Source organism: Marinitenerispora sediminis (genome assembly GCF_003336425.1).
GTDB lineage: Bacteria > Actinomycetota > Actinomycetes > Streptosporangiales > Streptosporangiaceae > Marinitenerispora > Marinitenerispora sediminis.
In genome coordinates, this window is sequence record NZ_QEIO01000006.1 from 25,991 (window position 1) to 49,005 (window position 23,015).

Sequence of the window (23,015 nt, forward strand, 5' to 3'; positions counted from 1 at the left end):
CACTCTATTCTTCATCCATAAATTCCTTTCGAATCACCGCGAGGAGATCGTCCAGGTTCGACAGGTCACCTTCCAGAGCAAAGTCTAGCGGCTCCCTGTCCATGCCACTGTAATGCTGAAAGTCACCATTCTTGTCGCCTGGCGCCATGTCATGCGCACCGTAATATTCGTGGACAGGGGAAGACATTCCCCTGTCATCGAACGCGTCTGGGTGGTCGGACCGGTAGGGAACCCCGTCTCTCATGAATTCAAGTTCAACACCTTCATGGGCGATGAGACTCCGAAAAGCCTCCTCCTGCTTGATAGACAGAGTTCCCTGTTCAGCCTTGAGCCAAAGTTCCCCCACTTCATGCATTGGAGCGAAACGCCCCACGTTTGAATGATTCGGCTTTATAGCCACTACGTGCTCATCGAAAAACAGATGTCTCTTGATTTGCTCCAATAGCTCCTTTGAATACCCGGTATTATCAGATATCCGTTCAACATCCGATGTCATGTTTCTAATTCGCTCGTAATAGCGCACAGCCTGCACATTGTCCGGCGTGTCGACGTAAACATTTCCATCGTTGTCAACCCAGTGCCCATTCGGATCAACCCGGCCGAGATTCACCCACTCCCACCGCCGCATGTCAAGAACTTCAGCAGCCGTCAGGTTATTCTCGTCGACGGTGTAGACGGTCCCGTTTACACCTCCATCGAACCCCTCCCTCCCCTCGACGCCATTGTCGCTGAAATGATCTGCGAGGTCCGAAACATCACCCGAATCCTGAGCACTTCCAAGACTCGAATAGGGTTCTCCGCCTTCCGTGCTTCCTTTGACATCGAATCGGTCATTGGCCGAGTTGAGGTGCGCTGACGCCACCGGGGTTAAGTGCGTCGTCACCATGTCCCCGGTCGCTGATCGATGCTTGCGCCCGGTGGTTGTCCGCACCCACCTGGACGAGGTGCCGGTCGTTGAGTGCCCCCACGATGCCGTCGGGGTGGGAGAGGTCGGCCAGGTCCAGGTCGGTGCGGAAGCGCTGCACCAGGTCCTGGATCTGCTGGGTGGTCGCCAGCTGGTCGGCGGGCCCTCCGGTCCGGGTGATGGACGCGGGGACGCCGATCCGGGTGTCGGTGTGCGGCAGGTGCGGAGCATCAGGCAGAGCGTGGCCTGTGCCGCTGAGGGCCTGCACCGCTCGCATGCCGCGGTTGGCCCACATCGCCGCACCCACCGGCGCGCCCACACCGGTGGCGAGCAGGGCGGTGCTGACCGCGACCTCGCCCAGGTTGAGCACTGACTGGCTGATCGTGTAGCCGGGCCGCTCGGCCCACTCGCGCCACGGAACGACCGAGTGCGCGACCTCCAGCCACGCCGCGCCCGCGTTGGCGCCCTGGGTACCGGTCCCCCATCCCTCGGGGCCGTAGACGCCGATCAGCGCGCCGAGCCCCTCCACGGTCTCCACCCGGTGCGCCACCGCGTTGTCGCCGATCTGCCCGAAGCCCTGATCCGCGGTCCACCACCCGTGCTCACCGTGCAGGCCCCAGTAGCCGCCCCGGTCCTGCACCAGCCCGACAGCGAGGTCGGCGACGCCGTCCCAGGCGTCCCGCCAGAACGGTGCGTCCCACTCCTGCGGTCCGCCCCACGGCATCACCGCGCCGTCCGGCACCTCGCCCATGCCGTACACCTGCTCGCCCGGCCGGCACTGGCTGGCCCCGGACGGATCGGGAGCGACGAAGGTGGTCCCACCGGGGAGCAGGCCGGTGATGGCGTTGGCGCACTCACGCTCGGCCTCCTCGTAGGCCGCCACCGCCGCGGTGACACCCTCGGTGAGCTGGTCGTGCTCATCGACCTTGTCCTGGTCCTTGCGCCAGTCGTCGTCACCGGCGATGGAGTCCAGGAAGGCGTAGGCGTCGGACCGCAGAGCGAGGAGCCGGGACTTGAGCTTGTCGGCCTCGTAGGCGAACGTCGTCAGCGCGTCCGCCGCGCCCGCGAGCGCCTCGGCGGCGTCCTCACCGTTGACCGCGACCGGATCCACGGCCGCGAACAGCTCGCCGGCTTCCGGCGCCTGGTACACCCCGTCCAGCCGGCTCCAGGTCTGCTTGATGTCGTGACCGGCTCCGGCGATGCGCTCACCGGCGGCCTTCAGGCTGCTCGCGGTGGTCAGAAGCTCCTCGGCGGCGACTCCGGGGACGGGGATGGCCCCGGGGTTGATCAGGTCCTGGCTCACCGCATCACCGCACTTTCACTCGCGGCCACGTCGGGGGATCGCCGGACACGCCATGGCGTGTCCGGACGGGTGCAGATCGTATCGGCCGGCCGTGACGCTGCGTGCACGGCGCTCGGCCCGGGAGCAGGGGGTCAGATGTCGAGGCCGCCGATGTTCCCGGCGTTGGCCTGGGCCTCGGCGGCCATCTCCAGGTTGCCGTCCAGGTAGGCGACCGTGGCATCGCCGCAGCCGGTGGCGGCGCTCGCCGCCTTGGCCACCATCGCTCCGAGTGTGCCGCCGACGGAGGTGACGAACTCCGCCAGTGCGGTGGAGATGGGACCGCTGGCCGCGCAGGAGGACGCGTACTCGGTGAGCGAGAGGACCTCGTCGACGTCACCGGCCAGGCCGCCCGCGCCGTCAGAACCACCGACGTACCCGCTGACCTCGGTGAGGATCTCCCCCACCCCGGCCGGGCGGATGTCCCACGCGGTCACCCCGCACACCTCCTCGCCTGGACCGATCGGCGCCGCGGTTACGCACCGCGACGTCGATCATTATCCCCTCCAACGGCGACAATCCAGCGGTGATATGGGGTCCGCAGTCCCGGGACGGCGTCGATTGACCGGATTCGGTCAGCCCACAGCGATACCCACCGTCACGTCCCCTGCGTCCACGCCGGCCCGTCCGGCTCCCCAAGCCAGACCTTGTGCGCCCCCTCATGGTTGACGGTCAGCCCGAAATCGGTGATCAGCCGTCACCGCTCTCGTGGTCGTGGCGATGGAGGCCGCCCGGCCCCGGAGGGGGTCTCGGGGCCGGGCGGCGGACTGACGGGTGGCTGGGTGGGACGGCGGTCACCCGCGAAGCGGTACCGCCCAGCGGGCGCGCGGTGGGCGGTGTGGCCGAGCGGCCGGGCGTATCTGCCGGGCAGGGCGCCGGGCGATGACGCGGGCCGGCGGTGGCGCGTTCATGGCGGGCATCGCGCGGCGGGTAAGGATTCGGCTCAGTTCCTCGACGCTGGCAGCCTCGATCAGGCCGTCGGTGGTCATGGCCCACCAGTTGGCCGTGCTGACGCCGTACCAGACGACGACGCCGGGGAAGTGGCGCTGGAGTTGGGCGGCGGCACGCTGGTGGGCGTGGGGCGGCAGGCTCACCGGGCTGCGCTGCGGAGGGGTCACCGGTCCACCGCCGGGCTCTGCTGCGCGGGGACCGCCGCCGCGAGGCGGGCGAGTAGCCGTTGCACGTCGCCGAGGGCCCAGCGCGTGTGCACGGTGCCGTCTGGCGTGCGGACGGTGTACTCCCAGCCGTCGCGCGTGGGTGTGCGGGTGAGTTCGTAACCGGAGGGAGCTTCCTCCGCGATGGCGGCGAACTTGCTCAGGTGTTCGGAGTGCTCCAGGTCGTCCACAGACATGAGGCATCGCTCCAATCAGGCCGGATCCCGGCCAAGGAATGAATACGAGCCCTAGAATGACATTGTCAGACTGACCCGTCAATAAGACAGTGTCAATCTGACAAAATTGCCCGACTTTGCGAACTCAGATTTCATGACCGCGCAGTCATGTGTCCGATCATCAATGGAGCGAATCGTGTCGAAACGGCGCAGCCCAACCATCCGACGACGTCGCCTTGCCGCCGAGCTCCGCAGAATGCGGGAAGCCGCTGGCTACACAGTCGAGGAGGCCCGCAAAGCCCTTGACTGGTCATCCGGGCGCCTGAACCACATGGAAGGCGGACGGCTCTCCCGTCCGGACGCGAGTGCGCTCCGAGATCTGATGAACCTGTACAACGTCACGTCTCCCGAGCGTCGTGACGCCATCCTCGCGCTGGGCCGCCAGTCCAAGGAGCGCGGTTGGTGGGACACCTACAGCGATGTGTTGACCGACTCCTACGTCGCCTTCGAAGCTGAAGCCAGCGCCATCAGCAACTATCAACCGATCGCCATCCCCGGGCTGCTTCAAATTCCCGAGTACGCCGCTGCCATCGCCCGAGCCGGGTTGGCACGGACGGACGCGGAGATCGAGCGGGTGGTCGAGTCCCGCCGGAAACGACAGGAAATACTGGAGGGTGACGATCCGCCCGAATTCCGGGTGGTGATCGACGAAAACGCGATCATGCGGCTGCTCCCGAACCCGGAGTTGGCTCATGCCCAGCTAACTCATCTGATCAAGGTCGCAGACGGTCTCAACAGTGTGACCATTCAAGTGTTGCCCTTCTCCGTCGGCCTGCACGCGTCGACGCACGGCTGCATGGTCATCCTGGACTATCCGGACCCACTCGATCCGTCTATCGTCTACCTGGAGACACGCTCAGAGGGGCTGTATCTGGAGGAGCCAGCGCAAGTAGCTGGTTACCGCCAGGCGTTCGAGCACCTGAGCATGGACGCGTTGTCCAAGTCCGGCTCAATCGAGTTCCTGAAGAGAGCCCTCCCGGACCGGTAAGGAGTCGTCGTGCCCCCCATCTCTGACCCCGTCTTCCGCAAGTCGTCTCACAGCGCTGGGGCGAACGAATGCGTCGAGGTCGCCTCCGTCCTCGGGAGTAGAGCCGTCCGTGACTCCAAACACCCCAAGCTGGGTCACCTCACCTTCGGCTCGCAGGAATGGACCGCCTTCCTCGGCACTCTCCGGCGGCAGACCACCTAGCAAGACGGCGGCCCGCGCACCATGGTGCGCGGGCCGCCGCTGTATTCATTCCGTGCCCGATACTACCCCGGCATCGCATCGGTCGCTTCTGACCGCCCCGCGAACCACGCCCCGCCGTCACTCGCCAGTCCGCGCCGCACGCGGTCGTGCACGTGCGGTGGCAGCGGGGGCAACCCGTCGACGGGGAACCACCGGACCTCCAGCGACTCGTCGCCGTCGGCACGGGGCTCGCCGCCGACCGGGCGGCAGCGGAAGGCGATGTCCAGGTACTGGACTTGGTCCCCATTGTCGTAGCTGAACGGCGGTTCGGTCGCCACGCTAGAGACCCACAGGGGTTCGGCCCGCACCCCGGTCTCCTCCATGATCTCGCGGACCAGGGCCGCAGCTGGCTGCTCGCCGGGTTCGAGGATTCCGCCGGGGGTGGACCACTCGCCGTCGTCGGCGCGGCGGTGCAGCAGGATCCGGTCGGCCGCGTCGAGGACGACGCCGGTCACCCCCATCAGCCAGAGGGGGTCGTGGCCGACCCGTTTGCGGAGTTCGAGGATGAACTCGGGTGTCGCCATGCCCCGACCCTACTGACCTTCGCCACTGACCTTCGCCACTGACCTTCGCCGGGTCGCCGGGGCTCACGCCTTCTGCTCCCGGAACCACCGCACCGCCCCCGGGTGCAGCGGGACAGGCCCGGTGGCGATGCCGGTGCGGACGTTGATGTGCGCGGCCTCCGGGCGGTCGGCGGCGATCGCGGCGGACTCGGTGAAGACGGTCTCCGTGACGAGGCGCGCGGTCTCCTCCGGAAGGTCGTCGCGGGCGAGCAGCAGGTTGGGGATCGCCACCGTGTCGCAGGCGGCGACGCCGGGGTAGGCGGTGGCGGGGATGGTGGCCGGGATGTAGGTGCTCGGGTAGGCGTCGGCCAGCCGGTTCGCCTCCTCGCGCAGGGAGACCAGCCGGATTTGGCTGTCCTCGGCGAGGCGGCTCACCGCCGGCGTGGGGATGCCGGTCAGCGAGAACAGCGCGTCGATGTCCCCGGCGATCAGGGCGTCCGCCGAGGACGCCTGGTCCATGCGGACGTCCTCGACGTCGAGTCCGGTCAGCTCCACCAGGCGGCGCATCGTGAACTCGGTCCCCGACTCCTTGGCGCCGAACGACACCCGCTGGCCGGCGAGGTCCTCGAACGCCTCGACCGGCGAGTCCGCGGCTACCACGAGGTGCAGGTGGCTGTCGTAGACCCGGCCCAGCGCGGACAGGTCCGGCGACGGTTCGCCGCTGTCCCCCACAGCGGCGTCCAGGCTCGAGAAGCCGATGTGCGCCCGGCGCTCGTGGAGCAGCCGCAGGTTCTCGGTGGAGGCGCTGCTCGGCAGCGCCGTGACCCGGGTCTCCGGGAGCTGCCGGTCGAGGACCTCGGCGAGCGCCGCCCCGATCTCGCGGAACACCGCGCCGGGCGGCCCGGTGGCCAGGACCAGCCGGGCCGGCCCGGACGCGCCGTCCGGCGCCGAGCAGCCGGCCAGCGCCGCGAGCGCCCCGAGCAGGACGGTGCGGCGGGTGACGACAGGGTGTCCGGGCACGTGGTCAGCCTATGCGGGGGTCGAGGCGCGCATGGCGTCGGCGATCCAGGTGAAGACGGTCGAGTCCTCCTCCCGGATGTCCTCGGACTCGGTCCCGTTGATCACCGCCACCAGGGACAGGTACCGGCCGTGGGTGTCGTCGTACACGGGGCTCTCGGCAGCGGCCTCCTCTTCGGCGATCCGGCGCATCATGTCGGGGAGCCGCCGGTACCCGTCGGCCATCCGGTTCCGGACTTCGGGGGTGAGCGGTGTGTCGGACAGCGCCGTGGCCGCCTCCATGAAACGCGTGACGGCCTGCTGCGCCCAAGGGGACCGGGGGGACTCACCGGCGCGGTACGCGGCGAGGACCTCCGCCACGAGCCGGCCCCCGTTCTCGTGCACGAAGTCCTGGAACGGCGCGCTCGCCACGTCCCTTCCCACATCCGTGGTGTAGGTCTCCCGAAGGTAGTTGCGGACCGCGTCGCGGAACGCCGGGTCCCGCACCAGGTCGCCCAGTTCGATCCACGCCTCAAGTTGGGCGGCCGTGGGGTCCGCGGACAGGACCGGCCGCATCGTGCGCAGCCGGTCGACGAAGCCGTCGGGCACGTCGAGGCCCTCACCGACCTCGTTCCAGAAGGCGTCGATGATCTGCTCGCGTTCCTCGTCGGTCATCGAGATGAGCTTGTGCATCAGGTCGGCCTGCGCGGTCGTGCAGCCCTGTCTGATCAGGGTCCTGAGCACCGCCCTCCTGGCCCGCAGGGCGTGCTCCTGGCGCTCGACGATCCCCAGGTGGGTGGTGAGGAGGTCGTGCAGGGTCGTTCCCCCTTCGAGCAGTCGGCGGATCTCGTCCAGCTCGGTGTCCAGTTCGCGCAGGGTGCGGACGAGTTCCAGGCGGGCGATGGTGTCGATGTCGTACAGGCGGTGGCCCGCCTCATTCAGGCGCGTGGGCTCGACGAGTCCTTCGTCGGCGTAGAAGCGGACGGCGCTGACGCTGAGGCCGCTGCGGCGCGCGGCGTCTCCGATGGGGTACAGCTCTTGGTTGCGCATGGCAGCCACCGTGGCGCCTCAAGCTGCTTGAGATGCAAGCCCATCGACCGTAGGGCCCATCCCGGGACCGTGGGACGCGCCGCAAAGCCCGCAAACCCCCCAAGAACCCCCGTTCTCCGCGACTCCCCACGCATCACCCATGGTGATGTTCGGCTACGCACCGGCGCGAAATGTCAGATGAATCTGAAGTTTCCCCCACGTGGCTTGCCTGTTACGGCCGGCAGTGAGGAGCATCACGTGACGCCCCGCACATGACGCAGTGAATGGAGGTGCCCCCGTGCCCGCCTTTGGACGAGCGGTCCCATCCGGCGACGGCGGTTCCCCGACCGACCCCGCACGCAAGGACGCCGCGGCCGGCCCGGCGGAGCCCGCCCGCCGCAAGCGCATCTACCACCAGCTCTACTTCTGGGTGCTGGTCGCGATCGCGCTCGGCATCATCGTGGGAATCGCCTTCCCCGCCCAGGCTTCGGGCATGAAGTGGCTCGCGGACCTGTTCATCAAGCTCGTCAAGGTCGTCATCGCGCCGACGATCTTCTGCACCGTCGTGGTGGGCATCGCCAACCTCGGCGACCTGGCCAAGGCCGGCGGGCTGGCCCTCAAGACGCTGACGTACTTCATCGCCACGACGCTGCTGGCGCTGACGGTCGGCCTGGTCACCGTGAACATCCTCCAGCCCGGTGTGGGTCTGAACCTCAGCTTCGACGAGGCCGACGCGGCCGCCACCCTCGACCAGGCCTCCGAGGCCGGCGGCGAGGGGGTCTCGGGCTTCATCCTGCACCTGGTCCCCGACTCGTTCTTCTCCGCGTTCGTGGACGGCCAGCTGATCCAGGTCCTCGTGCTCGCGATCCTGGTCGCCTGCGCGCTCACCATGCTGGGCGGCCGGGCCAAGGGCGCCATCCGCGCGCTGGACACCGGCGCGCACGTCATGTTCGGCGTCATCAAGATCGTGATGTACGCGGCGCCCATCGGCGCGTTCGGCGGCATGGCCTACACCATCGGCGAGTACGGCGGCCAGATCCTGGGCAGCCTCGCCTACTTCATGGCCAGCTTCTACCTGACCTGCGTGCTCTTCATCGTCGTCTTCCTGGGCATCATCTCCCGGGTCACCGGCTTCAGCCTGTTCAAGTTCATCCGGCTGATCCGCGACGAGCTGCTGATCGTGCTGGGCACCTCCTCCAGCGAGTCGGTGCTGCCGCGCATGATGGTGAAGCTGGAGGCCGCCGGCGCCAAGAAGTCGGTGGTCGGCCTGACCATCCCGACCGGGTACTCCTTCAACCTCGACGGCACCGCGATCTACATGACCATGGGCGCGATCTTCATCGCGCAGGCCACCGGGTCGGAGATCTCGGTGTGGACGCAGATCGGCCTGCTGCTCTTCATGCTGCTCTCCAGCAAGGGCGCGGCCGGCGTCAGCGGCGCCGGGCTCGTCACGCTCGCCGCCTCGCTGGCCGCCTTCGACAGCGTCATCCCGCTGGCCGGCATCGCGCTCATCGTCGGCATCGACCGGTTCATGTCCGAGGCCCGCGCCCTCACGAACCTGATCGGCAACGGCGTCGGCAGCCTCGTGATCGCCCGCTGGAACAAGGACCTCGACCGGGACCGCCTCAAGGAGGTCCTGGACAACCCCAACCTGATCGACATGGACGCGCTCATGCGTCCCGGCGGCGCGGACGACGAGGACGCCGCCCGCGCCGGCGAGTCCGCGGCGACCCCCGAGAGCAACGGGTCCGCCCCGGAGCGCCCGACCGGCGCCGCCAAGGAGCCCACTCCGGCCGGCTGAGCCGGCGAGCCCCGCGCCAAGCCTCACCGGCCGGCTCCCCGAGACGGGCGCCCGCGCACCTCCCCCGGGTGCGCGGGCGCCCGTCGCCCGTTCCGGCCGCCCGGCGGCCGGGCACGCCGGCCCGCCCCGTGCACGCGGCGCGTACGATCGGAACGGCCATGAGGACCATCAGACGCGGCGGCGAGTGCGAGACCGAGGTCAGGAGGTCGCGGTTCGTCTGCGCCCTGGCCCGGGTCGCCGACGAGGACGAGGCGCGCGCCTTCATCGCCGAGCGCCGCCGACTGCACTGGAACGCCACGCACAACTGCACCGCCTACGTGGTCGGCCCGGACGGCCGGGTGCGGCGGTCCAGCGACGACGGCGAGCCGTCCGGTACCGCGGGCGTGCCGATGCTGGAGGTGCTGCGCCACCGCGGCGTCACCGACACGGCCGCGGTCGTCACCCGGTACTTCGGCGGGGTCAAGCTGGGCGCGGGCGGCCTGATCCGGGCCTACGGCGGCGCGGTGTCGGCGGCGCTGGACGCCGTCGGGGTCGTGGAGCGGCGCACGCTGCCCGTGGTCGCGGTGATGGCGGACTACCTGCACGCCGGCCGGCTGGAGAACGACCTGCGCGCGTCCCGGCACCGCGTGCTCGCCGTGGAGTACGGCTCCGATGTCCAGCTCGACGTCGTCCTCGCCGAGGACGACCTCCCCGCCTTCGAGGCGTGGCTGGCCGAGGCGACCGGCGGCGAGGCGCTGTGCGAGGCGCGCGGCAGCACGACGGTCGAGGTGGAGCCGGACCAGGTGTGACGCGGGGCCGGCCGGTACCAGCCGGCCCCGCGCGGTCACGGCCGGGCGGCGAAGGGCAGGTGCCTCGGGCTCACCACGGCCGGTCGCCGTGCCCGGTCGCGGCCAGCCAGAGGGCCCGGAAGGCGCTCTTCGGACGGTGGTTGTAGTCGTCGTCCCCCGGTAGCGACGGCAGCAGGTCCAGGACGGCGGAGAGGTGCCCGCGGCGGGCGGCCTCCTCGATCAGCAGCTCGGTGGGCCGCTGCCGCCGGGCGCGGGGCCGCCCGAAGTCGGACGTGCGCCGGGAGACCGAGCCCGTCAGCCGGGCGCCGACCGCCGCCAGCCGGCTCTTGGCCTCGGCGCGCTTCATGGACCGGAAGGTGCCGGTCAGCACCACGGTGCGTCCTTGTAGTTCCATGGTCGCCAGACCCTGGTGCCGGCCGCCGACACCCGGCCGCGCCGGCGCTCCGGGGGCGGCCGCGGGCCGCCGGCCGGTCCCCGGGCGCGCCGGCCGCCCGTCTCAGGACGGCAGATGCTGCTCGATGGTGCGCACCAGGCGCGGGTCCTCCGGCTCGGTCGCGGGGCGGTAGCGGCCGAGGACGGTGCCGTCGGGTGCGACGAGGAACTTCTCGAAGTTCCACTGCACGTCGCCAGCCTCCCCGTCGGTGTCGGGGTGGCGGGTCAGTTCGGCGTAGAGCGGGTGGCGGTCCGCCCCGTTCACCTCGGTCTTGGCCAGCATCGGGAACGTGACGCCGTAGGTGAGGGAGCAGAACTCCCGGATCTCGGCGGGCGAACCCGGTTCCTGCCCCATGAACTGGTCGCAGGGCACGCCGACCACGGAGAAACCGCGCTCGGCGTACCGCTCGTGCAGCCGCTCCAGACCGGCGTACTGCGGTGTGAGGCCGCACTTGGAGGCGACGTTCACGATGAGCAGGAGCCGGTCGGAGGGGAGCGCGGCAGCCTCCCCCTCCAGGGTCCGCAGGGCGATGTCGTGAATACTCATGTGGCCGACCCTAGGCCGACTTCCTCGATTCTGGGCCGTCGGGCGGCACCACGGCGCCCCGGCGGCCAACACGCCGGGTAACGACCCGGGCAAGGGGCGTGTCGCCCGGCGGCCGCGCGTTCTAGGATTCGGGCTACCTGCCGTCGTCCTAGGGAGTGACCGCCGATGCGCGGATGGCGGACCCCGTTGGTGCGCACCGGGGGGTTCGTGCTGCTGCTGGCCGTCACGGCGTGCACCGGCGGCGCACCCGCGGAGCCGGCACCCGCCTCACCGCACCCGGTGCCCACCGTGTTCACCGGCGCGGTCCCGCCCGGGCTCGGCGCCGAGCCGGTCCGGGTGCTGCACGGTGCCGGAGGCGAGGGACCCGACATCCTGGACGACCCGATGGGAGTCCGGATCCAGTCGGTCGGCGATGCCTTCCTCATCAGCTCCAACAGCGAGGAGCGGCACCTGCTGCAGCGGGCCTCCGACGGAGCCGCGCTCTGGGAGAGCGACCAGCGGGTCGAGGGCTTCCCCTCCGACCGCGGTGGAGCGGACGTGCTCGCCGTGACCGCCCGCGACGGCGACCGCACCACGGTGGCGGTGGTGGCCGCGGACGGCGAGACGGTGTGGAGCGGCAGCGACCCCCGGGACGTCTACGTGGACGGCTGGGTGGTGCACCGCCCCTCCGGATGGAGCGCCGACGACCCCTACGGCGAGTTCGTGGTGCGCGGCACCGGAGGCGGCACGGCCTGGAGCTTCGTGTTCGAGGAACCGCCGGACGAGGAGGACGCGCCGGAGGCCGCCGACGACGGCGCCGAGGCCGATCCCGGCCGCATGGGCGCACCGGTGGGCGCGCGCGGCGACGTACTGCTCCTGGACGACGGGGCGGGCCTGCTGCAGGCCCGGGACCTCGGCGCGGACGGGGACCTGCTGTGGAGCGCGTCGGCCGACGACCCCGACATCTCGGGGGGCCGGGCGCTTCCGCAGCCGCGGCCGCACCTGGTGGGCTTCTACGACCTGTCCGAGACCGGGCCCGGCCCGGCCGACGGCACGGGCTCCGGCGGCCCCCATCCGACGCGGGCCCCGGAGGACGCGGAGACCGGCGGCGAGCCGGAGGGCGGCCGGCCGAACGCCGGCGCCTCCGCGCCCGGTGAGGGCGCCGGCCCAGCCGGCGGCCGCGCCACCGCCCTCGTCCGCTGGGGGGTGCCGGAGGCCCCGTCCCGGCTGTCGCTGCACGACCTGCGCACCGGCGACGTCCTGTGGTCGCTGCGCGAACCCGGCGCCAATCCGGTGGACCGGGCCTTCGACACCGAACGGCTCCCCGGGACGGTGTACGACCGCACCACCGGCACGCTGCTCGTGCCGCAGCGCAGCGGCGAGACGCCGATGATCGCCGTCGACCTGGCGGCCGGGGAGATCCGCTGGCAGTTCGACGGCGGTGCGGAGCGGGCCATCTCGCCCACGTTCGCGCTGGCCGGATACGTGTACGGGGACTCCCGCGGCGCCGAGGACGGCGACGTGCAGGTGGTGCTGGAGGCCGCCACCAAGGAGGTCGTGCCCGGGGCGTCCACCGGCTACGTCGAGGCGGTGACGGACGACGGCTACGCCCTCGTGGTGCAGGACCGGCAGCGCTTCGTGTTCCCGCCGGCCGGCGACCGCCCGGACGCGGGGCGCTCGGCCACCCCCTCGGGCACCGCCACACCGCGCTGAGCCGGCCGCGGCGCCGGCCCGGCAGCACGCCACCATTCCCGGTAAACACGACCGATATAGTGGGCAACGCCCCGCGACCCCCGCGGCGGCGGATGACCGGAGGTCGGTGTGGCGGAAGAACCACCGCTGGAGGCGGCAGGCGTCGAGCAGGCACGGGACGACATCCTCCGATCGCCCGCCCAGGAGCTGCACCGACCGGCGGAGGACCTCGCCCGCGCCCTGGCCCGGCGGCCGCACGGCCCGGGGGCGGCGGAGGACCTGCGGCTGCTGAAGCGGATGCACGGGGCCGCGGAGCTCTTCGCGGCAAGCCTGCGCAGGGCCCGCGACGCGGACGGGGTGGAACGCGAGCACGCGCCCGACCTCGTCGGAGCCTCCCACCTGGAGGTGCTGCTGGCGCGGCGGGAGTACGATGCCCGCACGCTCGGCCCGAAGGTGACGGAGAGCCTCATGTACCGGTTCCGGGCGGACGCGCCACCGGCGGCCGGCCCCCGCCCGCCGGCACCGCCCGCGCCCGGCCGCGGGCGGTCGGGGGGCGCGACGCGGGGGTGACCCGTGCCGGGCCCGCCCTCGGCCGCGGACGCGCCGGGCCGCACCGGCCGGCCGACCGGACCGACGCGGAGCGGGCGGAGGAGGCAGGGGCTGGCCGGACACCTTCTTCCCTCGTCCTTCCCTCGTCCCCGGCGCGGCGGGAGGTCCCGTCGTTCGACGTCCGGGGGATCACCTCCGCACCTCCCCCGCGGTCCTGAATCCGCTCGGTGGAATCTTGGCAGGGGAGCCCGCACGCGGGCGGCCCTCCGCCGGGCGGCACACCGGCGGCCCGGATCCGGCGAGGAGCACGCGCCCGCTCAGCGAGTGAGCGGCGCCGCCGCGGACCGCGCCCGGGCCGCCCGCACGGGCACGTCGGTGACCGCTGGACGCTGCCGGGCCCGGGCCCGGCGCTGCACCGCTGGCGGACCGGCCGCGCCCCTCCGGAACGGGGCTAGGATGCGGATCCTCGTGATCTTGGGGGAGGACCCCTCCATCCAGCCTGGGGAGACCATGGACCGGCATGAGGATCTGAGTGACGCGATCGCGCGGGGCCTGGACAAGTACCACCGGCAGCGCCGGAAGGCGGAGTGGGACGACACCAAGAGGATGGCGTCCTGCTTCGGCATCGGCTGCCTGGCGCTGTTCGTCCTCTGGATGGCGGGAAGCATGATCTACTTCCTGACCCTGTTTCCCTTCGCTCCGCAGTGACCCGGGACCCGGCCCGCGGCCGGTGCGGGCGGGCCCGGCGCCGGCCCCGGTGCGCTGGACCCCGCTACTGCGAGTTCCGAGCGGAATTCTCTACGATCTCGAAATATGAACATGCCGGAGAACGGAGCCCCGATGCCCGCGCCGCCGGACCTCGCCGCCGGCTTCCCGGAGGCCACGGCCGAGCAGTGGCGACGGCTGGTGGTCCAGGTCCTGCGCAGGAGCGGAACGGAGGTCGGGCCCGACGAGGAGGCCCCGGAGCTCCGGCTCGCCCACACCACGTACGACGGGATCACGGTCCGGCCCCTCTACGTCCCCGGTGACGACCTCGACTCCGGTGTGCCCGGCCTCCCGCCCTTCACCCGCGGCGGACGGCCGGAGGGCTCCGTCGTGCACGGCTGGGACGTCCGGCAGCGGCACGCGCACCCCGATCCGGCGGTCTCCCGCCGCGCGGTGCTCGCCGATCTGGAGAACGGGGTCACCTCGCTGTGGCTGGTGGCCGGCCCGGCCGGCGTGCCCGCGGACGCGCTGGCCGACGTGCTCGCCGACGTGCACCTCGACCTCGCGCCGGTCTTCCTGGAGGCCGGAGCCGGGTACGCCACCGCCGCTGACGCGCTGCTCGCCGCGTACGCCGAGCGGGGTGTGGCGCCGAGCGCGGTGCGCGGCGGCCTCGGGGCCGACCCGCTCGGGACGGCCGCGCGCACCGGCGAGCCGGTCGACGTCGCGGCCGCGGCGGCCTTCGCGGCCGGGTGCGCGGCCGCGCACCCGGACCTGCTCCTGATGACGGCGGACGCCACCCCCTACCACGACGCGGGCGGGTCGGAGGCCCAGGAGCTCGGCGCCGCCGTGGCCACCGGGGTCGCCTACCTGCGGGCCCTCACCGCGGCCGGCCTGCCCCTGGCCGAGGCCGCCGGCCGGCTGGAGTTCCGCCTGGCCGCGACCGCCGACCAGTTCCTCACCATCGCGAAGCTGCGCGCGGCGCGCGCCATGTGGCACCGGGTCACCGAGGTGTGCGGCCTGCCGGTGCCGCACCGGGCGATGCGCCTGCACGCCGTGACGTCGGCGGCCATGATGACGCGCCGCGACCCCTACGTGAACATGCTGCGGACCACGCTCGCCGGGTTCGCGGCCGGGGTCGGCGGGGCGGACGCCGTCACGGTCCGCCCGTTCGACGACGCCCTCGGGCTGCCCGACGACTTCGCCCGCCGGATCGCCCGCAACACCCAGTCGCTGCTGCTGGAGGAGGCGCACGTCGCGCGGGTCGCCGATCCCGCGGGCGGGTCCTTCTACGTCGAGCGGCTCACCGCCGAGCTGTACGCGAAGGGATGGGAGTACCTGCAGCGTGTGGAAGCCGCCGGGGGCATGGCCGCGGCGCTGGCCTCCGGCCTCGTCGCCGCCGACCTTCACCAGGTGTGGGAGCGCCGCCGCGGCGACCTGGCGCACCGCCGCACCCCGGTGACCGGGGTGAGCGAGTTCCCCGACCTCACCGAGCCCGTCGTGGGCCGCGAGCCCGCGCCGCAGGCGCCGGCCGCGGCGGCCGCGCTGCCCCGGCACCGCTACGCCGAGGAGTACGAGGCGCTGCGGGACCGCTCCGACGCCCACCTGGCGGCCACCGGCGGACGGCCGCGGGTCTTCCTGGCCACCCTCGGGCCGGTCGCCGTCCACACCGCCCGCGCCGCGTTCGCGGCGAACCTGTTCCGGTCCGGCGGCATCGAGCCGGTCTCGGTGGGTGCCCTCGACGGCCCGGACGCGGCCGCCGCGGCGTTTTCGGGCAGCGGCGCGCGGATCGCCTGCATCTGCTCCAGCGACGACGTCTACGCCGACCAGGCGGTGGGTACGGCCGCCGCGCTGCGCGCCGCCGGGGCCGAGCGGGTGCTGATCGCCGGCCGGCCGGACGCGAGTTGTGCACAGGCGGTGGACGACGCCGTCTCCACCGGCTGCGATGCGCTTAGCCTGTTGACAGAACTCGCCGACTTCCTGGGGGTGGCGGCATGACCGCGGTCCGACCCACCGAGGCCGTTCCCGACTTCAGCCGGGTCGACCCCGGCACACCGGTGGCCGCCGCCGACCAGACCGTCGCCTGGCGCGAGGCGGTGTCGGCCGCCATCGGCAAGGGCCCCGACTCCCTCGTGTGGGAGACCCCGGAGGGCATCGGCGTGCGGCCGCTCTACACCCGGGCCGACCGCGAGGGCCTGTCCTTCGTCGGCGGCTACCCCGGCATCGCGCCGTACCTGCGCGGCCCCTACCCGACCATGTACGTCAACCAGCCGTGGACCATCCGCCAGTACGCCGGCTTCTCCACGGCCGAGGAGTCCAACGCCTTCTACCGCCGCAACCTCGCCGCCGGCCAGAAGGGCCTGTCGGTGGCGTTCGACCTCGCCACCCACCGCGGCTACGACTCCGACCACCCGCGCGTGGCCGGCGACGTCGGCATGGCCGGCGTCGCCATCGACTCCATCCTCGACATGCGGCAGCTGTTCGACGGCATCCCGCTGGACCGGATGAGCGTGTCGATGACCATGAACGGCGCGGTGCTGCCGGTGATGGCGCTCTACATCGTCGCCGCTGAGGAGCAGGGGGTGCCGCCGGCCCGGCTGGCGGGGACCATCCAGAACGACATCCTCAAGGAGTTCATGGTCCGCAACACCTACATCTACCCCCCGCAGCCCTCCATGCGGATCATCTCCGACGTCTTCGCCTACACCTCCCAGCGGATGCCGCGGTTCAACTCCATCTCGATCTCCGGCTACCACATGCAGGAGGCCGGGGCCACGGCCGACCTGGAGCTCGCGTACACGCTGGCCGACGGCGTCGAGTACATCCGGGCCGGCCGCGCCGCCGGGCTGGAGGTCGACGCCTTCGCGCCGCGGCTGTCGTTCTTCTGGGCCATCGGCATGAACTTCTTCATGGAGGTCGCCAAGCTGCGGGCCGCCCGGCTGCTGTGGGCCCGGCTGGTCCGGGAGTTCGGCCCCGACGACCCCAAGTCGCTGTCGCTGCGCACCCACTCGCAGACCTCGGGCTGGTCGCTCACCGCGCAGGACGTGTTCAACAACGTGGTCCGCACCTGCGTCGAGGCCATGGCGGCCACCCAGGGGCACACCCAGTCGCTGCACACCAACGCGCTGGACGAGGCGCTGGCGCTGCCCACCGACTTCTCCGCGCGGATCGCGCGCAACACCCAGCTGCTGCTGCAGCAGGAGTCCGGCACCACGCGGGTCATCGACCCGTGGGGCGGCAGCGCCTACGTCGAGCACCTCACCGCCGAGCTCGCCGCCCGGGCCTGGACGCACATCCGCGAGGTCGAGGAGGCCGGCGGCATGGCCCGGGCCATCGACGCCGGCATCCCGAAGATGCGCATCGAGGAGGCCGCGGCACGCACCCAGGCGCGCATCGACTCCGGCCGCCAGCCCGTCGTCGGCGTGAACCGCTACCGCACCGCCGAGCTCGACGACATCGAGGTGCTCAAGGTCGACAACACCCGGGTGCGCGCCGAGCAGCTGGAGAAGCTGCGCCGGCTGCGGGCCGAGCGCGACGACGCCGCCGTCCGGGCCGCGCTCGACCGGCTCACCCGCGCGGCCGCCGGCACCCCGCACGGCCTGACGCTGGAGAACAACCTGCTCGCGGCCGCGGTCGACGCCGCACGGGCGCACGCCACGGTCGGCGAGATCTCCGACGCCATGGAGAAGGTGTTCGGGCGGCACTCCGGTCAGGTCCGTACCATTTCCGGGGTGTACCGCGACGAAGTCGGCTCCGCCGCCCAGGACGACCCCCGGCTGGAATCGGTCGCCGAGCGGGTGGCCCGGTTCGAGGAGGACGAGGGGCGCCGGCCGCGCATCCTCGTGGCGAAGATGGGCCAGGACGGCCACGACCGCGGCCAGAAGGTCATCGCCACCGCGTTCGCCGACCTCGGCTTCGACGTCGACGTGGGCCCCCTGTTCCAGACTCCGGCCGAGGTGGCGCGGCAGGCGGTCGAGGCCGACGTGCACATCGTCGGGGTGTCCTCACTCGCCGCCGGCCATCTCACACTGGTGCCGGCGCTGCGGGACGAGCTCGCGGCGATGGACCGGGAGGACATCATGATCGTGGTCGGCGGCGTCATCCCGCCCGCCGACTTCGAGGCGCTGCGCGCGGCCGGCGCGGCCGCCATCTTCCCGCCGGGCACGGTCATCGCCGAGGCCGCCGTGGACCTGCTCGACCAGCTCACCGAGCGGCTCGGGCACGGCTCGTGAGCGTTCCCCGCGGCGGCGCCGCGGCCGGCCGCCCCGGCGCGGCGGGGCGGCCATGAGCCGCCGCGTCGACGTCGAGGCCTACGCCGAGGCGGTACTGGCCGGCCACCGCCCCACCCTGGCGCGCGCGATCACGCTGGTGGAGTCGCGGCGCGCCGACCACGCCGAGCTCGCCCAGCGGCTGCTGGTCCGGCTGCTGCCGCACGCCGGTAACGCGCACCGGGTCGGAGTCACGGGGGTACCCGGGGTCGGCAAGTCCACCTTCGTCGACGCGCTCGGCAGCCGGCTCACCGCGCGCGGGCATCGGGTGGCGGTGCTCGCGGTCGACCCGTCCTCCACCCGCACCGGGGGCAGCATCCTGGGCGACAAGACCCGCATGGCCCGGCTCGCGACCGACCCCGCCGCGTTCGTCCGGCCCTCGCCCACCTCCGGCACGCTGGGCGGGGTGGCCCGCGCCACCCGGGAGACCATGGTCCTCATGGAGGCGGCCGGCTTCGACGTCGTGCTCGTCGAGACCGTCGGCGTGGGGCAGTCCGAGGTCGCGGTGGCCAACATGGTCGACTGCTTCCTCGCCCTGACACTCGCCCGCACCGGGGACCAGCTGCAGGGCATCAAGAAGGGCCTGCTGGAGCTGGTCGACATCGTGGCCGTCAACAAGGCCGATGGCCCGCACGAGCGCGAGGCCCGGGCGGCCGCGCGCGAGCTGTCGCGGGCGCTGCGCCTCCTCCAGCCCACCAGCCCGACGTGGAGGCCCCCGGTGCTCACCTGCAGCGGGCTGGAGGGGACCGGCCTCGACCAGGTGTGGGCAGCCGTGGTGGACCACCAGACCGCGCTGCGCCGCACCGGCGAGTTGGACGAGAAGCGCGCCCGCCAGCGGGTCGACTGGATGTGGGACCAGGTCCGGGACCAGGTCATGGACCGGCTGTACCGGCACCCCGGTGTGCGGGAGCGGTCGGCGGAGCTGGAGGCCCTGGTGCGTTCCGGGGAGCTGACGGCCACTCTGGGTGCCGAACGGCTGCTCCAGGCGTTCACCGGCGACTCCGGTGGGTGACGGTCGGACCTTCACACCGGCACGCGACACTCCAGGGACAAATGTCCGCAACGTTAATATTCATCCCATTTACTGGGACCACAGTGACCGGCACCGCACGCAACTCCCGTAATTGGCGGACGCTACGGGAAAATTTCTCGCTCATCTCCATTCCCGTGCGCCCGTTCCGCTAATACCGTGTGTGGTCAGAGCCTTACGGGAATCAGGCGGGCGACAGGCGGGTCGGGCCGACCCGCCGAACGGCGTGTCCGTCCCTGCCGACGGCCGCCGAGCGCGCGGGCGTCGCCGTCGGGGTGGCCGCGCCGCGTTCCGCCGTTGCCCTATGGTTACAAGGGGACCCCTCAAACTGACGTGGGGCTGGGAGGAGTGAACGTGCACAGGCTTGGGCTGAACACCCGGGTCGAGAACCACAGCGTTATCGTGCAGGTCGAAGGTGAACTCGACATCGCGACCGCTGGCGACCTCCAAGAGCATGTCCTGTCCGCCATCGACGCACACGGGCCGTGGCTGATCCTCGATTTCTCCCGACTGGACTTCATGGACTCCAGCGGGTTGAACGCCGTCATCAACGGCTACCGCGCCGTGAAGGAGCGGGGCGGTAGCCTGGCACTCGCCGCGCCGAACGAACGCGTCACGAAGGTCGTGCGGCTGGTCGGCCTGCACCGCCAGGTGCCGGTGCACCGGACGGTCGCGGCCGCGGTCATCGCGATGGAGGCGCTGGAGGCCAAGCAGCAGGCCGGCTGACGGCGGTCCGCGGCCGAGCCCCCGGCGTCGCCCGTCGCCCCGGGCCCCCAGCCGCACCGCCTGCCGGCGGCAGCCTGGCACCCCGGCAGCGTGTCTCCGGTCCGTCCGCCGACGGGCGGGAGGCACGCTGTCGATGTCCGACGCCCTGCGAGGAAGCGACACCACCCCCGTACGGGAGCACCGCCCAGCGGGGAGAGGACACCGCCCGCGCCGCTCGGGCCCGGGCCGTCATCTGGAGGCCGCGTGCGCCTGGACCTCGGCTGGAACCACAACGCCCACTACCACCCCCTCCTGCTGCGCACCGTTCCGGACGGCTGCGGTCGCGCGCTCGACGTCGGATGCGGAGCCGGCCGGTTCGCCCGAGCGCTCGCACCGGCGGTCGAGGGCGTGGACGCGATCGACGTGTCGGCCGACATGATCGAGCGGGCGCGGGCGCGCACCCCGGCGCGGCTGGGGATCCACTACACCGCCGCGTCGCTGCAGGCGTTCGCCCCCGAGCAGCGGCGCTACGGGTTCATCTCCGCGATCGCGTCCCTGCACCACATGCCGCTGACGACGACGCTGCGCACGCTGCGGGCCGCCCTGGCCCCCGGCGGGGTCCTTGCCGTGGTCGGTCTGTACCGGCCGGAGTCCCTCTCCGACCTGGCGGCGACCGCGGCCGCCGCGCCGCCGCACTGGGCGCTCGGGGCCGGGCTCGCCGCGGCCCGCGCGGTCACGCGGACGCCCGATCCGGAACGCACCGACGGCGCCGCCATGCCCGTGCGCGACCCCCGCGCGAGCCTGCGGGAGATCGGCGTGGTCGCGGCCCGCGAACTCCCCGGCGCCCAGCTGCGCCGGCTGCTGTACTGGCGGTACGTGCTCGTCTACCACCGCCGCTCCTGAGCTGCCGGACCGCCCGCGCCGCGGCCGGCAGCACAATGGAGGCATGACCGAAGCGGAGATCGACGCACTCGGGCTGCTCACCGACCCGCTGCGCCGGGCGCTGTACCGGTACGTGGCAGGCCAGGACCACGAGGTCAGCCGGGCGGAGGCCGCCGAGGCCGTCGGCGCCCAGCGCAACCTCGCCGCCTTCCACCTGGACAAACTGGTGGCGGCCCGGCTGCTGGATGTGCGCCAGCAGCGGATCTCCGGCCGCACCGGCCCGGGCTCCGGGCGGCCGGCCAAGCTGTACCGCCGCTCCACGCGGCAGCACACCGTGCAGCTGCCGCCGCGCGACTATGAGACCGCGGCGCACGTACTCGCCGAGGCGGTGGAGCGGCACGGCGCCGACGCGGCGCTGTACGCCGCCGCCCGCGAGGAGGGTGAGCGCCGGGGAGCGGCCCTCGCCGCCCGGGCACCGGATGCGGACATCGCGACGCTGCGGTCCTACCTGGGGGAGTGCGGCTACGAGCCGGTCCCGGACGAGGGCGCGGGCTCCGGCCAGGAGGCGGCCGGCCCGCCCGACCGGGTGCGGCTGCGCAACTGCCCCTTCCACACCCTCGCCGCGGCCTTCCCACCGCTGACCTGCGGAATGAACCTGGAGCTGCTGCGCGGCCTGCTGGCCGGGGCGGGGTGCAGCGGCCTGTCGGCGCGCCTGGCACCCGAGTCGGGGCGGTGCTGCGTCGAGATTTCTAAAACCAATGAGAATTGACTTAGAACCCCGGTGCGTGGTGAGGTGGTCGGCATGACCGAGCACCACCTCGCCCAACTCAACATCGGCCGGCTGCGCGCACCGCTGGACGACCCCCGCATGGCGGACTTCGTGCGGGAGCTCGCCCCCGTCAACGCGCTCGCCGAGTCCAGCCCCGGTTTCGTGTGGCGGCTGCGCGAGGAGGAGACCGACGACGCGACCGGGCTGCGGCCGTTCGGTCCCGACATCCTGGTCAACATGTCGGTGTGGGAGTCCTACGACGCGCTGTGGGCCTTCACCTACCGGACAGACGGCCACCTGGAGGTGCTGCGCCGCCGCGCCTCCTGGTTCGTCCGCGACCCGGCCCCCACCCTGGTGCTGTGGTGGGTGCCGGCCGGCACCGCGCCGTCGCTCGACGAGGCCGTCGAGCGCCTGGCCCGGCTGCGCGCCGACGGCCCGTCTCCCGAGGCGTTCGACTTCCGCTCCCCCGCCGACCCGCCCGGCGCCACCGCGACATGAGCGCGGCGCCCCCTGCGACATCGTCGATTAATCGGGTCCGGACACGTAGGGTCGCGACGTGGCCGCACAGAGCGCCCGACGTTGATCGACAGGGGGACCCGTCGTGCCGAAGCACCGCACCGCACCCGCCGCTCTCGCGGCGCTGGCCGTCGCGCCGGCGCTCGTCGTGGGCGACGCCACCTCCGCCCACGCCGCCTTCCCGCAGCCCGTCGTCGTCCACGACCACTTCCGCCCGTTCGCCGAGGGCGTCGTTGCCGTGACCTACGACCCCGCCGTCCCCGCGGGCTCGCACGTCGCGGTCAGCGTGGTCGCGGAACCGACCGCGGCGGACACACTGGGCATCCACCCGGACCACGCCACGACGGAGTTCTGGGTCTCCTTCACCGGACTGCTGCCCAGCCGTGCGTACAGCGTGCACCTGGCCACCGGGGCGTGCGGCCCGAGCCCGGCCGACGCCGGGCCGCGGTACCAGAACATGGTCGACCCGGTGCAGCCGTCCGGCGACCCGCTGTACGCCAACGCGACCAACGAGATGTGGGTGGACCTCACCGCCGACGAGTTCGGCGGCGCCGCGGGCGAGAGCACCGTCCCCTGGCGGGTGCGCCCGGGCGAGGCGCGGTCGGTCGTCGTGCACGCCGAGCACACCCACACCACCCCGGGCATCGCGGGTCAGGCGGGCGCACGGCTCGCGTGTGTCAACCTGCCGCTGTAGCGGAGGACCAGGCGTCCGACCCGACCGCCGCGGTACGTCCCGTCGAGCCGCGGGGCGCCTCCGGGGAGTGGCCAGCGGCGGGGATCCGTACGGGATCGGAGGCCGGGAACCGCGCCGAGGAGCTTTCGGAACCCGGCCGTCCGGCAACGCCCGCCGCGGCACGAGCACAGGGCAGGAGCTTCGGCGGCTCGCTGCGACCCACCTCGGTGACCTGGGCACCCGGACCGCCGGGACCATCGGGGCTGCCGCCCGGCACCCGGGTGCGGAGGTCG

General features: G+C 72.4%; 25 protein-coding genes. 15 read left to right on the forward strand and 10 right to left on the reverse strand.

Features of this window, described 5'->3' with window-relative positions; translation table 11 throughout:
* Positions 1-4: 4 nt before the first annotated feature.
* The 5 genes from DEF28_RS27205 to DEF28_RS01945 form a co-directional block, all read right to left on the reverse strand.
* Positions 5-886, reverse strand: a complete 882-nt coding sequence (locus tag DEF28_RS27205) for a hypothetical protein (protein ID WP_147280110.1) — start codon at positions 884-886, stop codon at positions 5-7.
* The gene (locus tag DEF28_RS28765) at positions 831-2,207 is read right to left on the reverse strand and encodes a hypothetical protein (protein ID WP_114397715.1); all 1,377 of its coding nucleotides are present in this window, start codon (positions 2,205-2,207) and stop codon (positions 831-833) included. The genes DEF28_RS27205 and DEF28_RS28765 overlap by 56 nt, the downstream gene beginning before the upstream one ends.
* 131 nt (positions 2,208-2,338) lie before the next feature.
* Positions 2,339-2,680: a DUF6507 family protein gene (locus DEF28_RS01935; protein WP_114397714.1), complete on the reverse strand. Its 342-nt coding sequence runs from the start codon at positions 2,678-2,680 to the stop codon at positions 2,339-2,341.
* 357 nt (positions 2,681-3,037) lie between these two features.
* Positions 3,038-3,361 (reverse strand): hypothetical protein, encoded by a 324-nt coding sequence (locus tag DEF28_RS01940; RefSeq protein WP_114397713.1) that lies wholly within the window; start codon positions 3,359-3,361, stop codon positions 3,038-3,040.
* Positions 3,358-3,594 (reverse strand): hypothetical protein, encoded by a 237-nt coding sequence (locus DEF28_RS01945; protein ID WP_114397712.1) that lies wholly within the window; start codon positions 3,592-3,594, stop codon positions 3,358-3,360. The genes DEF28_RS01940 and DEF28_RS01945 overlap by 4 nt, the downstream gene beginning before the upstream one ends.
* A 175-nt stretch (positions 3,595-3,769) precedes the next feature.
* Here DEF28_RS01945 and DEF28_RS01950 point away from each other — a divergent pair, with 175 nt between their 5' ends.
* On the forward strand, positions 3,770-4,621 hold the full coding sequence (locus DEF28_RS01950) for a helix-turn-helix domain-containing protein (protein ID WP_114397711.1): 852 nt from the start codon (positions 3,770-3,772) through the stop codon (positions 4,619-4,621).
* Between the two features lie 9 nt (positions 4,622-4,630).
* The gene (locus DEF28_RS01955) at positions 4,631-4,822 is read left to right on the forward strand and encodes a DUF397 domain-containing protein (protein WP_233515042.1); all 192 of its coding nucleotides are present in this window, start codon (positions 4,631-4,633) and stop codon (positions 4,820-4,822) included.
* A gap of 62 nt (positions 4,823-4,884) precedes the next feature.
* Here DEF28_RS01955 and DEF28_RS01960 read toward each other — a convergent pair whose 3' ends face one another.
* The 3 genes from DEF28_RS01960 to DEF28_RS01970 all read right to left on the reverse strand — a co-directional run bounded on the left by DEF28_RS01960 (position 4,885) and on the right by DEF28_RS01970 (position 7,410).
* Positions 4,885-5,385, reverse strand: a complete 501-nt coding sequence (locus DEF28_RS01960; RefSeq protein ID WP_114397710.1) for an NUDIX hydrolase — start codon at positions 5,383-5,385, stop codon at positions 4,885-4,887.
* Between the two features lie 63 nt (positions 5,386-5,448).
* The gene (locus tag DEF28_RS01965; RefSeq protein WP_181874282.1) at positions 5,449-6,384 is read right to left on the reverse strand and encodes a TAXI family TRAP transporter solute-binding subunit; all 936 of its coding nucleotides are present in this window, start codon (positions 6,382-6,384) and stop codon (positions 5,449-5,451) included.
* A gap of 9 nt (positions 6,385-6,393) precedes the next feature.
* The gene (locus tag DEF28_RS01970) at positions 6,394-7,410 is read right to left on the reverse strand and encodes a MerR family transcriptional regulator (RefSeq protein ID WP_114397709.1); all 1,017 of its coding nucleotides are present in this window, start codon (positions 7,408-7,410) and stop codon (positions 6,394-6,396) included.
* 277 nt (positions 7,411-7,687) lie between these two features.
* Between DEF28_RS01970 and dctA the strand changes: the two genes are divergently transcribed.
* The gene (dctA, locus tag DEF28_RS01975) at positions 7,688-9,190 is read left to right on the forward strand and encodes a C4-dicarboxylate transporter DctA (RefSeq protein WP_114397708.1); all 1,503 of its coding nucleotides are present in this window, start codon (positions 7,688-7,690) and stop codon (positions 9,188-9,190) included.
* 158 nt (positions 9,191-9,348) lie between these two features.
* On the forward strand, positions 9,349-9,978 hold the full coding sequence (locus DEF28_RS01980) for a YigZ family protein (RefSeq protein ID WP_114397707.1): 630 nt from the start codon (positions 9,349-9,351) through the stop codon (positions 9,976-9,978).
* A gap of 70 nt (positions 9,979-10,048) precedes the next feature.
* On the opposite strand, the gene DEF28_RS01985 is transcribed toward DEF28_RS01980, so the two are convergent.
* On the reverse strand, positions 10,049-10,372 hold the full coding sequence (locus DEF28_RS01985) for a BRCT domain-containing protein (protein ID WP_147280109.1): 324 nt from the start codon (positions 10,370-10,372) through the stop codon (positions 10,049-10,051).
* A gap of 102 nt (positions 10,373-10,474) precedes the next feature.
* Entirely contained in the window at positions 10,475-10,957 is a 483-nt protein-coding gene (locus DEF28_RS01990; RefSeq protein WP_114397705.1) for a glutathione peroxidase, read from the reverse strand.
* A gap of 165 nt (positions 10,958-11,122) precedes the next feature.
* Between DEF28_RS01990 and DEF28_RS01995 the strand changes: the two genes are divergently transcribed.
* The 11 genes from DEF28_RS01995 to DEF28_RS28265 all read left to right on the forward strand — a co-directional run bounded on the left by DEF28_RS01995 (position 11,123) and on the right by DEF28_RS28265 (position 22,743).
* Positions 11,123-12,649: a hypothetical protein gene (locus tag DEF28_RS01995; RefSeq protein WP_114397704.1), complete on the forward strand. Its 1,527-nt coding sequence runs from the start codon at positions 11,123-11,125 to the stop codon at positions 12,647-12,649.
* 108 nt (positions 12,650-12,757) lie between these two features.
* Positions 12,758-13,198, forward strand: a complete 441-nt coding sequence (locus DEF28_RS02000) for a hypothetical protein (protein WP_114397703.1) — start codon at positions 12,758-12,760, stop codon at positions 13,196-13,198.
* Positions 13,199-13,645: 447 nt separating this feature from the next.
* On the forward strand, positions 13,646-13,885 hold the full coding sequence (locus tag DEF28_RS02010) for a hypothetical protein (RefSeq protein ID WP_147280108.1): 240 nt from the start codon (positions 13,646-13,648) through the stop codon (positions 13,883-13,885).
* A gap of 105 nt (positions 13,886-13,990) precedes the next feature.
* Entirely contained in the window at positions 13,991-15,877 is a 1,887-nt protein-coding gene (locus tag DEF28_RS02015) for a methylmalonyl-CoA mutase family protein (protein WP_114397700.1), read from the forward strand.
* Positions 15,874-18,111, forward strand: a complete 2,238-nt coding sequence (scpA, locus tag DEF28_RS02020; RefSeq protein ID WP_114397699.1) for a methylmalonyl-CoA mutase — start codon at positions 15,874-15,876, stop codon at positions 18,109-18,111. Before DEF28_RS02015 ends, scpA begins: the two co-directional genes overlap by 4 nt.
* 52 nt (positions 18,112-18,163) lie before the next feature.
* Positions 18,164-19,159 carry a methylmalonyl Co-A mutase-associated GTPase MeaB gene (gene meaB, locus DEF28_RS02025; protein ID WP_114397698.1) on the forward strand — a complete coding sequence of 332 codons (996 nt, stop codon included), beginning with the start codon at positions 18,164-18,166 and terminating at the stop codon, positions 19,157-19,159.
* Positions 19,160-19,531: 372 nt separating this feature from the next.
* A complete protein-coding gene (locus DEF28_RS02030) occupies positions 19,532-19,903 on the forward strand; it encodes an STAS domain-containing protein (protein ID WP_114397697.1) in 372 nt (123 codons plus the stop codon).
* Between the two features lie 243 nt (positions 19,904-20,146).
* Positions 20,147-20,785, forward strand: coding sequence for a class I SAM-dependent methyltransferase (locus DEF28_RS02035; RefSeq protein ID WP_309485890.1), 639 nt, complete (start codon positions 20,147-20,149; stop codon positions 20,783-20,785).
* 43 nt (positions 20,786-20,828) lie between these two features.
* Entirely contained in the window at positions 20,829-21,533 is a 705-nt protein-coding gene (locus DEF28_RS02040; protein ID WP_114397696.1) for a helix-turn-helix transcriptional regulator, read from the forward strand.
* Between the two features lie 33 nt (positions 21,534-21,566).
* Positions 21,567-22,031, forward strand: coding sequence for a DUF3291 domain-containing protein (locus DEF28_RS02045; RefSeq protein WP_114397726.1), 465 nt, complete (start codon positions 21,567-21,569; stop codon positions 22,029-22,031).
* A 103-nt stretch (positions 22,032-22,134) separates the two neighbouring features.
* Complete coding sequence (locus tag DEF28_RS28265; RefSeq protein ID WP_114397695.1) at positions 22,135-22,743, forward strand: superoxide dismutase family protein; 609 nt, start codon at positions 22,135-22,137, stop codon at positions 22,741-22,743.
* The last annotated feature ends 272 nt before the right edge of the window (positions 22,744-23,015 follow it).